Origin of the sequence: Bradyrhizobium sp. UNPA324 (genome assembly GCF_006658635.1) — a bacterium.
GTDB classification, from domain to species: domain Bacteria; phylum Pseudomonadota; class Alphaproteobacteria; order Rhizobiales; family Xanthobacteraceae; genus Bradyrhizobium; species Bradyrhizobium nanningense.
On the sequence record NZ_LFJD01000004.1, the window covers coordinates 1,900,870 to 1,913,173 of the forward strand.

Sequence of the window (12,304 nt, forward strand, 5' to 3'; positions counted from 1 at the left end):
GGGTCCTGTCCTGACAAGTCGAAGGTCTGTTCGGCATCCAAAGAAGAGATACGATGGAAAGTCACGCGCAAGAAAACGCGTCCTTGAAAGAAGAAAGGCGATCGTCCTTGCCGAAATTCAGAATGAAGCTGGAAACACGACCGTTCCAACTTGGATCGATAATCCCTGTATTCAGCGTAAGAAGAACTTCATTGCATGCGAGACAACAGAGCCCGGAGGAATCCGAAAGCGCTCCTTCAAGGCGACTTCGACAATTCCCATTGAGGGAACTTGGTGTGCTCTAACAGCAGAAACGAGTTGATTTAAGCCAATTGCGAGTCCGCGAGATCGTCGTGGCGTTCCCGGTCCCTAACGTCCGGTCCCGCCCAGGAGCCGACGTAGAGTACAAGTCGCGTGTTGACCGTTGCGTAAGTGGTTGGCGGAGGGGCGCGTTCCCTAAACCTTCGTATCATTCCCTGGCCCCTTTGGATGGCCGGCGCACTACCCACGCTCAATTGAGCGGCTGACCACGATCGTCCTAGACTAAGCTGCATACGTAGGAAAAGCGCACGGGCCTATGCAGTGCGACGGTGGAAAAGGATGATCGACGAACAGCGACGATAGCGCCAAGAGGAGCGTACGATGCCCCATTGCTCCGATAATCTTAGATCTGGCAGTACCACGCGATGCGCAATTTGTGATGGCAAATTTGGTCTCGTCCGGCACTACTCGTGGCGAACCCCGCTTTGTTCCAAGAAGTGCGTCGATCGCTTCAGAACTCGCAGGGAAAGTGACCGCAATTGGGTGAGCTGGCTCCAGACCGCCTTCGACCAGCTGCCCGAGAACCGCGCGAGGGCTTCATGACGGTCCAGATCTCGCAACGAGGCAAAGAATATTTAACGACGGCACAGACTTTGCTCCACGCTGCCAAAACCATGACCGACTCAGCGATCGCGGGCCACCTTAAGGCCCTTGCTGACGACTACCAGCGGCGAGCGGAGGAACCTTCGCAGTGTGATGCGGCTAAATGAAGCTTGACTACACCAAGATCCGGGATTGCGCGCGAGATGAACGATCACTTTTGGCATGCAGCGCTTGTTGTATTCACTGTCATGCTGCCGATTTCTACAATCGGTCTCGCCCGCGCCCACGATTATCAGCACCCTGAGTTGAAGGATTGGTATGAAAGCTTGCACAGCGGCAAAGGGCTGTGCTGCGACGGCAGCGATGCGAAGCGCGTTGATGACGCCGATTGGGAAACTAAGGATGATCACTATCGCGTCCGCATTGATGGCGAGTGGGTTGATGTTCCGGACGACGCTGTCGTGGACGGACCGAACCGCGCTGGCCGTACGATGGTCTGGCCCTACTACCTAAATGGCCACCCGAACGCGCGCTGCTTCATGCCGGGGGACATGGGCTGACCGCGAGCGCAGGCGATCAGCAGCTCGCACCCAGTAGCTCCAGTTCGTCCGATGCCGTGTATTGCTTCGAAGGAGGCACCAAATGACAACTGGAAGATGGAATAGCCGTAACAGGATCACCAAAGAGACTCGTGAGCAAATCCTGTATGCTTATCTAGGCGACCCCATCAAAGGAACCGAACTTGCGATGAGCAACGGACTATCGGCTGCATACGCCTACAAGCTTGCTTATGAGCGCGGGTTATTGCCGAGGCGCGATAAGAAACTGCTTGGGCGCAGCCATTCAGCGAGATTGGCATCAAAATGATTGTCCTCGCTCCAAAAAACAATGCCCTGCCTTGAGGCCGTCAAAGCCGAGTGTGGTTCGGGAGTGTCGCAGCGCTACGCAGGCTGGCAGATCGTCTTTCAGTGAAGGCGAGTACCATGAGTTCAGCGCAGCTTACAAAAGCTAGGGCAGTGTGGAGCTATCCGCCGCGGCGCCCCCGACGCATCCGTTCGGTCCCGTGCCTCTCTTCCCGTGCAGCGATCTCTGCGACCGCCCCTGGATTGATCGTCTTTCCGGAAAGGTCGTTGATCAGGACCTCGCCACCGGATTCTTCGAGTTCGCGGGCCTTCTCGAGAGCCTCCTTCGCGGAGCCCACCACTACGTCGACCGCCCCGCCGCCACCGCTTGTCAACGGCGCACGGAATCTCCTCAGAAGTGGCGCCGCAAAATTCCCCAGTTGGCGGGATGGCGATCAGCCGTCGACGTGATCAGCACCTCCGTCTTTTGGTGGCCGGCCCGGCGTTTCAGGGTTGGGCGAATGGGGTTCGCGGTTGCCTGCGTTTTGTGTCGGATTGTCTCGGGGACGAGATCAGCATGTTAGCGTAGGCGATAGCTCGAGCCCTCGATTTGGATGACGACGGCGTGGTGAAGCAGGCGATCGAGCAATGCGGTAGCGACGACGGAATCGCCGAAGATCTCTCCCCACTCGGCGAAGGCGCGGTTCGAGATTAGGATCATAGCGCCTTTTTCATATCGGGCTTTGACGAGCTGGAAGAACAAGTTGCCGCCACCGGGAGTGACCGGGAGGTAGCCGATTTCATCGACGATAAGCAGCGCGAAGCGGCAGTAGTAGTGGATCCGTTCGCGCAGAGCGCCGTCACGTTCGGCCTTGGCAAGCGAAGCGACGATATCGGCGAGCGAGCTGAAGTAAACGCTGCGCCCTACCTTGACGGCCTCCACGCCGAGAGCGAGGCTCAAATGGGTCTTGCCGGTTCCTGGTGGCCCGATGAGATGGACGGCCTCGGCCCGATTAATGAACTGCAATCCGGCGAGGGCGGCTTTTTCTTCGCTCAGTTGCTACCTCAAGACGCGTTTGCTCTGGCCCGTTCGCGCCTCGCGCCGGCGTTCACGTCTTTCGCGCCGCCGCTTGGCACGATCGGCAGGCTGCCGCAGCGGAGGAACAGGCGCCGGCGAGGTCGCACTCGCCTCCACAACTGGAGGCGCCTCGGCCCTTTCCAAAGCCGTTGGCCGCGCTTCCATCAATTGGAGCAACGCCCGTCCTTTGGACGTGATCTTCCATCCTCCGCTTATCCGTTCGACCAATCCTTGTGAGAAGATGTCGAGGTCGGGCACTCTGGCCGCGAGGCGCCTGGTCCGGTCCGCCCAGTCGCGACCACTCGTCGCCAGGATGGCCATATCCCTCTTGAGGTCCTCCATCACGGCAAAGCCGTCCGGATAAGCTACCAAAATCTTCAGGACGGTGACTTGGAAGTTCACGCCGGCCCCCGCGATCAGCGCCACATCGTCGGCGCATGCGAGAGGGCGTCGCGACCAACTTGTTTTAGACCTTCGGGAGAGATCTCACCTCTCGTCGCAGCCTCTGGGATTTTCGACGCGACGTGGGTCCGTGCCCCGATCTCGCGGTGCGAGACGCTTTCACAGACTTCATCGAGAACCGCGCGCAAAAGCGCGGTGGTTGCCGTGTCGAACATACGCTTGCCCCCATAAGGGAAATCTAATCGTAGCGCGGTTTCGCCAGCTTGGGGATTCAAACATGTTAAGCTTGCAGATGGTGCGCTGCACCCATGGCCGCGTACCGCGCCGATAGGCCCAGGGTCGGGTCTCACGCAAGTCAAACGCCTCGTCGAACGCTGCAATGGAACGATCAATATCCAGAGCGCGGAAGACAAGGGAACTATCGTGTGTATGCTATTTCCCTGCACGTAGAATAGCATCAGCGCGGCCGATCCGCAGGGCAAGAGCCGCCTCCTTCGTACGTCTTTTCTTGAAAAGCCCTTGAGCCACTCTCAAAAAGGGAACGTTCGCTAGAAGATAAAGAAATCTTCCGGCCACCCCCTTCGAGGGCTCACGGATTTTCGAGACCGTACACTTCCGAGACTTACTATCGCATTCGTTCGTTCGCTCAATTTGCAATCGACCGAGTTTTGGCCCGGGCTCTACATCGCCAGAGCTGCTGCTCATTCGCGCTGGACGGCTTGGTTAGTGACGGTCGGCCGTACCAAGCAAAAAAGCCCTCAGAGAAGGGCCGGACTATTCTGTCCCCTTTGTTTCAAGAAGATCGCGGCTATTGACTATGAGCGCAGCCGCAGATTGCGCTACAGAGTAGCAATGGGAAATTAGATCCGTAGGATCTTTGGTGCTCGTTGTACAAGCGCCAAGATATAGCATCAGTTGGCGCTGTGAGGATCGCGAGAAGGCCGAGCGAGATCGCGAAAAAGCCAATAAGAAATTCGAATTACTGACTGGATCTATGCCTGAGCAAGATTTCAACAACTTTGGGAAAAAGCACCTGTTCTAGGGACGCCAAATAGTGAGCGGTGATAGCGTTCGCTGCCCTGAGAAGGGCACTGGTTACTGTCGTCTGTCCTAGGCGAGGATAGAGGACAGCAACTACAAAAGCACGCTTTCAATCGAGCCAAAACGGCGGCTTCGAATGAAAGTCGTTACGGCGCAGCGATTCAGTGGGATTTTGGCCCCTCCGGGCACCCGCGGATGAACATACATCTATGGGTCGCATCAACGCCGTCTCCGTAGCTGCGGCATTCGCAAATAGCGCTCGACGTCTGCAGCCTCACCTTGACCGCGAAGATTCTTGCAGATGTAGCAATCAGGCGTCTGATCGCTCTTGACGGTTACGGTCCCTAGGTGTCCGCGATAATTCAGCAATTTCTTGGGCTTTCGAAGTCCCGTTACCGCAACCATGAACTCAACCGCTGCCAGGGAGGCCACGACGCCGTTGATCGGAGACACCGAAGGTCCTTTCCCTGCGAGCACACTCTGATCAACGCCATAAATGCGATTTCGTATCTGCCGCTCGGCGTCGCTTTGCAGGTACTCTTGCACAGCGCGGCCATCGAGCTCACCCATACATAATAGGCAACCGTCACCCTCCCACGAGGTACAGACGCGACCCCCATATACTCCGGGCTCGGGTACGTCAGACGCGAGATCGATATAGTTCTTGCGATACGCGGCGCACAACTCATTAAGAATCGCGCGAGGGCCGTCTTCGTCGAAACACCCGAGCACGACATTTGCAGCCTTTATGGCGGCGAATGCCTCCTCGGATACAAGACTTTGGGGGATTTCCGTGATTTTGATCGTTGGATCGATTTCGTTGGCCAGCCGCTTGCTCAGGCCTACCTTTAGGCTCCCAGGCGCCGAGTCGTCGTGGCGAGCGCCGACGAAGCGGTTGCGGTTGGTCTCATCCAGCTCTTCATCATCGACGAGACTTATCTCCCCGGCTCCAAGGAGCGCGAGGTGTTGCACCAGCGGACTACCAAGGCCACCGACGCCAGCGACCAACACTTTAGTCGTTAGGAGTTTCCGCTGACCCTCTTCGCCAAAGAGTCGGATGTTGCGGTCATACCTTTCCGGCAATTCCCTCATTGCCAGCCCTGGAGCGAGTTATTCGTCGGCTTCATCGTGGTGGTGCCGGCGACGAGTTCGTCAAGCGCACGCGGCACCTTCGGGTTGTCGAGCCACACGAGGGCATCGAAACCACCAGGAGCGACAACAATTGCCAAGTACGGGCGTTTAGGCAGGCGCCACCACATGTGTGGAACGGTTTCCCGGAGCCCACGCCGATCTGACATCGAGAAGCCGGCAGGCCAAGGACCGGGGTGCGAATGGAGCTCCACCAGCGACGCCTTGAGGTCGTGTGCCCGCTTGATCAGCCGGCCGCGAGTTTCGTCACGGAGCTCGAGGTAGTCGTTCTCCTGCACGTCGAAGTCGGCTGGGCCAAGCTTCTCGTACTCAAGGAGTTCGAACCTCGCGTCGCGCCCCACCTGCGGGTCCACAAAGAGAAATGCGGCCTGCTCCTGAATGCTGCCGCGCTGCAGCAGATGAGCCCTGATATCCTCGAAGGCGCCCGGCGGCAACTTAAGTGTTGTTTTCATGCTCCCTCCCTTAGCCGGTACTGGAAGCTCCGCACCCACACCAGCAAGTTCGAGCCCTTTCGGGCGTCCGATTGTGGGAACCAAGTCTCGGGCGACCATGAGAACTGCAGCCAGGCGCCGGCAAACGGTGAGTTCGTCGACGCTGTGGTATTAACCGGCCCGGCTCCGCGGAAATTGATGCCATCTGGCAACAGGAACGCGTATGGCAGTGCTGTCGGGTAGCCGCCGCTGACCGAGAAGCAGAGTGCGGAGGCGGAGACCTCCTGTTCCCTAAGACACCACCCTACCGGCAGCGCATATTGCGGAAGAAAGAACCAGTCGTCGCCGGCCGACGCGGCGTGCTGCACGTCGGGATAGAACTGGCGCAGAAGCGTCATTTCTTCCTGGATTCGCGGGCGCATCAGCTACCCCGCTTCCACTTGTGCTTTTTGCCGAAGCCCTGGCCGGGCTTGATGGTAACGGTCTCATCCGCCGTGAGCGTCCGCTCGTTGTTGTCCTGATCGACTTCGATCACGCCTTGGCTGATATCCCAGCCACCCAGGTTTGCGATCTCCTTGGTCGTGATCGTGTCCCTGTCCCAAGGCACCTCGTTCCCCTCGATGTTGAGGATGTACTTCGGACCCTTGCCGTCTTTGGCGGGTTTGTCCGCCTCCGTCACAGTCTGCATGTTCGACCTCATCTTTGCGCTCGCTGCCGCCGAGCCTCTAAATCAGATAATCGACCCTGCCTTGGATTTCAATAGACGCGTTCAAAATGCTATTAATACACGCATTACGACTCATAAAATTGACACTTTGTGTGTAAGGCGTTACACACCTCCATGGACACGCCTAGGCTCTATCAAGAACTCGGTGCTTTAATTCGTCGACGGCGCCGCACGCTCGAGTACACGCAGGCCGATCTCGCGGCTCGTCTGGGGATCTCTCGAGGTGCTGTCGCCAACATCGAGGCCGGTCGGCAGAACATGCTCCTTCATCAGCTCTATCGAATAGCCGAGGCACTTGAGCTTGAAGTGCACGAGTTGCTACCGCCAAACACAAAAGATCAGGCTTCGCCGACTGGGCTTCCGATGCCAGAAGGACTCACGGCCGAACAAGAAGCGCAATTGGCACGCGTCATCACAGGACAAGCACCAATGCGGACTTCCCCAACCAAGGAGCAAAAGAAGTGAGCGCTCGAGCTTCAACTAATCCCTCGCAAGCTGCGCTCGACATTCTTCAGCGTAACAACATAAGAACGGCACCTGTTCCCGTCGACAAAATAGCTCGAACGCTCGGCGCGCTTGTTCGATTCTCGCCACTGCACAATGATATTTCGGGAATGATTTATATTAAGGACAATATTCCTATTATTGGCGTAAATGCTCTCCATCACCCAAATCGTCAGCGCTTTACCATAGCCCATGAGTGCGGGCACCTCGTATTACATCGTCCCATGATTACGACGCAGGTGCATGTCGACAAGGAATTCCCGTCCGTTGTCATTCGACAACTTAATCGAGATTCACGATCGGCCCTCGGAACCGATGACGTTGAAATTCAAGCAAATAGATTCGCTGCCGAATTGCTTATGCCCCGCGCCTTTCTTGAGACCGAATTACGCAAAACCTTCGACGTAGACGACAGCACTCGCATCGAGAAGCTCGCCAAGCAATTCAGGGTGAGTAAAGAAGCAATGGGAAATAGATTAAGCGCTCTGTTTTCTTCGTTTTCTGGATAGTAGTACGACCGGATCAACCCGATGAGTTTTGTGTTCTACGACACGGAGACTACGGGCACGAACGTTGCGTTCGATCAAATTCTGCAACTGGCGGCGATCAAGACCGACAGTGACCTTCTCGAGCTGGACCGGTTTGAGATTCGATCCCGCCTCCTTTCGTACATTGTTCCGTCCCCCGACGCGATGCAAGTAACTGGGCTCACGGTCGATATTCTCACGAACCCACAACTGCCTTCTCACTACGCAATGGCTCGCGCCATCTACGAAAAGTTTCGGTCGTGGAGGCCCGCAATCTTCATTGGATACAACTCGCTCTCATTCGACGAGCACCTCCTGCGCCAGACTCTTTATCAAACTCTCCACGGCGCCTACCTCACAAACACAAATGGCAACTGTCGAGCTGACGCTTTGCGCTTCATGCAAGCAGCAGCGATCTTCGCACCAGGCACGTTGTCTATACCGCTCGATGAAAATGGAAACTCGGTATTCAAGCTCGACAAACTAGCACCGGCGAACGGCTTCAATCACGCAAGCGCCCATGATGCACTTGGAGATGCTGAGGCAACATTGCACTTGTGTCGCCTCGTGTTCGAACGAGCGCCCGAATTGTGGTCATCGCTCGTCCAATTCACGCAGAAGGCAGCAGTCGTCGACTTCGTTTCAAACGAACCTCTGTTTTCGGTCACCGATTTTTTTGCCAACCGTGCGTACTCATGGGGAGTTACATTCATTGGTCAGTCACCCGAAATCGCAAGCGACTTGCTAGTGTTCGACCTCTGCCACGATCCGGTAGAGTTCGCCTCCCTACCGGACGAGGATCTTCTCGCTCGATTGAACCAGCTGCCGAAACCCGTTCGGCGCGTCCGATCTAATGCTGCACCGATTATCCGACGTCTCGAGGACGCGCCGTCATTCGTGAGCACTGCGGGACTACCGTCGGACGTGCTGGAGGAACGCGTTCGTTATCTCCAAGAGAACGAACAACTTCGAGCGCGACTGCGTACACTGTTCGTACAGACGCGCCCGCCGCGCGAACCCTCCGCTCATGTGGAGGAGCAAATTTACGAAAAGTTCTGCTCGCGTGCGGACGAGGACGCCATGGATCGGTTCCATACCATCACTTGGGAAGAGCGGCTCCCTTTGTTGCAGTCGATTGCAGATGACCGCCTTCGCAAGCTGGGAAAGCGGCTCATCTTCATAGAACGGCCGGATCTGTTCAGCGAAGCAGAGCGCGCAGCAATGAATATAGCAATTGCACGTCGCCTTTCGAGTGATGAAGATAGGCCGCCATGGAAAACGTGGGGCCAGGCACTACTGGAGGCAGACGATCTTCTTGCACAGGCGATCGGCGACGCCTCTGTGCGGCTCAAACAGCATCGAGCGTACCTTGCTGCGCAATTGGAAAATGCTAGGCAGCTCTTGCGCTCATGACTACACATGATCAAAAAGCAGAACTGGAAGCTTGTCCGTGAGACAGCATGATAACCACAAATGGTCAATGCGCACCGTCCCCAGTATACGCCCCCTGCTAATCTTGCTGTTGCAGAAATCTTTGGGTTCTCAAGGTGATAAGGAAAAACCGTAGGTTCCTGCTCGAGGATTCGATTGCATGGCGAAAAAACGTTCCTATCGCGGGCACCAATCCATCGCTGAATTCGAATCCTTCAGATATCCCTTAAACCGTCGAAAAGATTGAGCGGCAGCCGTTTTGCGAGGGCGGTGACATCTGGTTCGCGCTCGATGAGACCCGTCCCCTCGCCTGCTTCGCCGAAGTCGAAGCCTGGATGACGGCAGTTCCGGACGAGGCCTTGAAGATGCAGCGGCCACTTCCGGACAGATCGCTAAAAATCGTCGCTCGCGGCGTCAAGGAAGACCCGATCCGGCCGCCAACGTAGTCACGCCGTGTGGCCGGGCCCGACTGCGATTGCCCACAATGAACGGGATCTAAGGCGGGCTGTTCGCTAAACGGCCTTGCGCAAAGAGTCGGCCCTGCGTTTCACGCCGACCTTGGGATCGAGTGACAGCGCTTTGTCGTAGCAGGCGAGTGCCTCCTTGAGATCGGCGAGCGCCTCGAGGCAGGTGCCGCGCGACCGCAGTAGCCGCGCCCGCGTGCGATCGTCACGGGGACCAAGTTTGCCGAGTGCGACATTCGCAGTACTGATAAGCCTTTGTTAGAAACCTTATCAGTCCAAGAACTGCCTCCAATTGCGACTAGATCTTATAGTCGACCGAAGGTCTCGCAACGCCTCACACCGTCTGAACTCCAAGACTGCTAGGACGCTTCTGCGACGCCCTTTCTTTGACGCATGGTAGCGGATGCAAGGGCTCCCTTTGATTTTACGCTGCGCCGTCGCGGCTGGTTGGGGGGGGAATTCAAGGCCCGCAGCATCAGCAGCCATACACAAAAAAGGCCCCGCGCTAGGGCTCCCTTTGCGATGCAAGTGGATGCCATTCCCGGCAAGCGGTGCCGTCTATTTTCCACCGGGGGTGGTGCAGAGATCTAATGAGAACGCTAAAATCGACCCGTAGCAAAGTCTTTCGATGGATCGCGCATGCTGTCACTAGAACCCGAACAACAGTTTTTGCTGAGAGAGCTATGGACACTCGCTTGGGCGGCATCGGTGCAACGCGCCAACCTGTATGCACCAGGTTCAAGACAGACCGGGCAACTGCGCGACATACTCCAGGAGTTCATTACAACTCGGATACTTCCGCATTACGTTGGATCCTGCACCGAGCGGCAGCATTATCTCAACCTTGCGCAGCTGGTGGAATTCGGAACAGGGGCTCTCCCAGACTCCTTGCGAGACGGACGTTACAGATACGGCGTCGCTCAAAAGCTCCTCAATCTCGTGCTCAAGTACCACTGGTGCCTCGGCCAGATCTCCGAGCCGCCGCATTGTCCGATCGACAGGATCATCATCGAAAAGACCCACCTGCGCGGACGCGTCAACTGGACCGAGATCGTTGACGAGGACCAATATCGCGCGGTTATCGAAGCGGTCCGGCGCAAGGCCGAGCCGGAAAGCATTGCCCGCTGGGAACTGCGGAACTATCGCCGCCGCTCAAGCTTGTAGCGCTTGAACTAAGTAGGCAACCGCGCGCCTCTCGGCACAGCTCCTATTCACTCGGCGGCCTCAGCGGGTTGATTCTTAAGCTCCGCAAATTTCGCCGCCATCGTCGGATTGCCCCGAGTCAGCTTCTTGATCGTCACATCCTGCGCCTTATCATTCGCGAGGCGTAGGTTGCGGTCCGCGCCGATCAACGCATCCTTGGTTTTCTGCAGGTGATCGATGGACTTGTCGATCTCAGCGATCGCCGTTTGGAAGTGCCTGGAAGCAAGATCGTAGTTCTTCGAGAATGCGGTCTTGAACGTCTCAAGCTGACTTTCAAACTGGGTGATGTCGATATTCTGCGCCTTCACAAGCGCCAGCTCGGTCTTGTACTTGAGTGAATTGATGGCCGCATTCCGCAAGAGCGTAATCATTGGCAGGAAGAACTGCGGCCGGATGACGTACATTTTCGGGTAGCGGTGGAAGACATCAACGATGCCGGTATTGTAGAGCTCGTTGTCCAGTTCAAGCAATGAGACCAGGATAGCGTATTCGCAACCTTTCTCGGTCCGGTCACGGTCAAGCTCCTTGAGGAAGTCCTCGTTCTTGCTCTTCGTCGCGGTTCTATCGCTTTCGTTCTTCATCTCGAACATTATCGAGATGATCTCGGTGCCGGCCTCGTCCAAGTCCCGGAAGATGTAATCGCCCTTGCTTCCCGTCCGCGCGTCATTGTCCTTCTCGAAATAAGCCCGCGGAAACGCCATCGAGCGCACGCGGTTGAACTCGGTCTCGCAGTGCTGTTCGAGGGTCTCGCCGATCATCTTGGTCGAGAGGCGGGCCTTCATATCCTTAAGGCGCTCAATCGCATCATCGCGATCCTTGATCTGCGTTTCGTACTTGTCCTTCAGCGACTGTTCGGAGAGCTGCTTTTCAAGCTGGACCTGCTTGATGCCGTTTTTCAGCTCATCGCGTTCTTTCTCGATCGCGCCGACCGCTTCAGTGACGGCGAGCTTCTTTTCAAGCTCAAGGGCCAGAAGCTTGGCCTTTAGCTCCTGGATTTCTTTTTCCTTGGCAGCAGTGATTTTATGCTGCTCGCTGGCCAGAAGCGCTTCGGCAAGCTCCGAGGCCGCCTTCTTTTCGCGCTCGGACTCGGCCAGCGCGTTCGCGAGCCTGTCCCGCTCCTTTTCGACGGCGCTAAGCGCTTCGCTAACCGCTAGCTTCTGGGCAACGCCGCTCCCCTCGAGCTTGGACTTCAACTCCAGGATTTCTGCGTCCTTGGCGGCCGCGGCCTGCTGCAGATCATTGCTCACCTGGGCTTTGGCCAACTCAACAGCGCCCTGCTTGTCACGCTCGGCCAGTTCGAGCCGTTCGTGGAGCTGTTCTGCAAAATCGGCGTCACGGACCTGCTTCAGAATATCCGCGTAACCGGACTCATCGACCTTGAAGGCCTTGTCACAGTGGGGACAGATGATCTCGTGCATGGTTCCTGACTGGATTGTGGTCGCTGCTGTTGTGATTTCAAAATGGCATGGGCCGGCAGAATCGCGCCGCACGAGAACAAAATTAGAACAAGAAAATTTGGAGGGTCAAGCCGGAAGCGGCCATTTTGCGCATCTGCTCGGGGAAATCCCCTGCTTCTCAAGGCTAATGATGCCCACTCGCGAAAACATAGAGCCATTGCGCGCCTGTTGGTCTCTAAAGCGTTGCGCCGACGTCCGATCGTCG

14 protein-coding genes and 2 pseudogenes are annotated in these 12,304 nt (G+C 56.7%); 7 read left to right on the top strand and 9 right to left on the bottom strand.

The features are described from left to right. The first annotated feature begins 1,046 nt into the window (after window positions 1-1,046). Window positions 1,047-1,403, top strand: coding sequence for a hypothetical protein (locus tag UNPA324_RS09310; protein ID WP_181769341.1), 357 nt, complete (start codon window positions 1,047-1,049; stop codon window positions 1,401-1,403). Between the two features lie 82 nt (window positions 1,404-1,485). Then, entirely contained in the window at window positions 1,486-1,710 is a 225-nt protein-coding gene (locus UNPA324_RS09315; protein ID WP_141934510.1) for a hypothetical protein, read from the top strand. A gap of 555 nt (window positions 1,711-2,265) precedes the next feature. On the opposite strand, the gene UNPA324_RS09325 is transcribed toward UNPA324_RS09315, so the two are convergent. The 7 genes and pseudogenes from UNPA324_RS09325 to UNPA324_RS09355 all read right to left on the bottom strand — a co-directional run bounded on the left by UNPA324_RS09325 (window position 2,266) and on the right by UNPA324_RS09355 (window position 6,474). After that, window positions 2,266-2,712 carry an ATP-binding protein gene (locus tag UNPA324_RS09325; RefSeq protein ID WP_283810230.1) on the bottom strand — a complete coding sequence of 149 codons (447 nt, stop codon included), beginning with the start codon at window positions 2,710-2,712 and terminating at the stop codon, window positions 2,266-2,268. Window positions 2,713-2,750: 38 nt separating this feature from the next. Then, window positions 2,751-3,165: pseudogene (locus tag UNPA324_RS09330) on the bottom strand (hypothetical protein). Between the two features lie 14 nt (window positions 3,166-3,179). Continuing rightward, entirely contained in the window at window positions 3,180-3,380 is a 201-nt protein-coding gene (locus UNPA324_RS09335; RefSeq protein WP_141934512.1) for a hypothetical protein, read from the bottom strand. Between the two features lie 1,045 nt (window positions 3,381-4,425). Further along, the gene (locus tag UNPA324_RS09340; protein ID WP_141934513.1) at window positions 4,426-5,298 is read right to left on the bottom strand and encodes a HesA/MoeB/ThiF family protein; all 873 of its coding nucleotides are present in this window, start codon (window positions 5,296-5,298) and stop codon (window positions 4,426-4,428) included. Further along, window positions 5,295-5,807 (bottom strand): MPN domain-containing protein, encoded by a 513-nt coding sequence (locus UNPA324_RS09345; RefSeq protein ID WP_141934514.1) that lies wholly within the window; start codon window positions 5,805-5,807, stop codon window positions 5,295-5,297. The genes UNPA324_RS09340 and UNPA324_RS09345 overlap by 4 nt, the downstream gene beginning before the upstream one ends. Continuing rightward, window positions 5,804-6,208 carry a hypothetical protein gene (locus UNPA324_RS09350; protein WP_141934515.1) on the bottom strand — a complete coding sequence of 135 codons (405 nt, stop codon included), beginning with the start codon at window positions 6,206-6,208 and terminating at the stop codon, window positions 5,804-5,806. Before UNPA324_RS09350 ends, UNPA324_RS09345 begins: the two co-directional genes overlap by 4 nt. Then, window positions 6,208-6,474, bottom strand: coding sequence for a multiubiquitin domain-containing protein (locus UNPA324_RS09355; RefSeq protein ID WP_181769342.1), 267 nt, complete (start codon window positions 6,472-6,474; stop codon window positions 6,208-6,210). The genes UNPA324_RS09350 and UNPA324_RS09355 overlap by 1 nt, the downstream gene beginning before the upstream one ends. Window positions 6,475-6,627: 153 nt before the next feature. Here UNPA324_RS09355 and UNPA324_RS09360 point away from each other — a divergent pair, with 153 nt between their 5' ends. From UNPA324_RS09360 to UNPA324_RS35670, 4 genes and pseudogenes are all read left to right on the top strand, one after another. Next, complete coding sequence (locus UNPA324_RS09360; RefSeq protein WP_141934517.1) at window positions 6,628-6,978, top strand: helix-turn-helix transcriptional regulator; 351 nt, start codon at window positions 6,628-6,630, stop codon at window positions 6,976-6,978. After that, on the top strand, window positions 6,975-7,526 hold the full coding sequence (locus UNPA324_RS09365; protein WP_141934518.1) for an ImmA/IrrE family metallo-endopeptidase: 552 nt from the start codon (window positions 6,975-6,977) through the stop codon (window positions 7,524-7,526). The genes UNPA324_RS09360 and UNPA324_RS09365 overlap by 4 nt, the downstream gene beginning before the upstream one ends. Before the next feature lie 21 nt (window positions 7,527-7,547). Then, window positions 7,548-8,957, top strand: coding sequence for an exonuclease domain-containing protein (locus UNPA324_RS09370; RefSeq protein ID WP_141934519.1), 1,410 nt, complete (start codon window positions 7,548-7,550; stop codon window positions 8,955-8,957). A gap of 281 nt (window positions 8,958-9,238) precedes the next feature. Then, a pseudogene (locus UNPA324_RS35670) lies at window positions 9,239-9,421 on the top strand (SOS response-associated peptidase); the annotation flags it as partial. A gap of 66 nt (window positions 9,422-9,487) precedes the next feature. Here UNPA324_RS35670 and UNPA324_RS35940 read toward each other — a convergent pair. Further along, window positions 9,488-9,688, bottom strand: a complete 201-nt coding sequence (locus UNPA324_RS35940; RefSeq protein WP_349630223.1) for a tetratricopeptide repeat protein — start codon at window positions 9,686-9,688, stop codon at window positions 9,488-9,490. Window positions 9,689-10,078: 390 nt separating this feature from the next. Between UNPA324_RS35940 and UNPA324_RS09385 the strand changes: the two genes are divergently transcribed. Further along, the gene (locus tag UNPA324_RS09385) at window positions 10,079-10,603 is read left to right on the top strand and encodes a hypothetical protein (protein WP_141934520.1); all 525 of its coding nucleotides are present in this window, start codon (window positions 10,079-10,081) and stop codon (window positions 10,601-10,603) included. A gap of 47 nt (window positions 10,604-10,650) precedes the next feature. Here UNPA324_RS09385 and UNPA324_RS09390 read toward each other — a convergent pair whose 3' ends face one another. Next, window positions 10,651-12,060, bottom strand: a complete 1,410-nt coding sequence (locus UNPA324_RS09390) for a DUF2130 domain-containing protein (protein WP_141934521.1) — start codon at window positions 12,058-12,060, stop codon at window positions 10,651-10,653. Window positions 12,061-12,304: the final 244 nt, after the last annotated feature.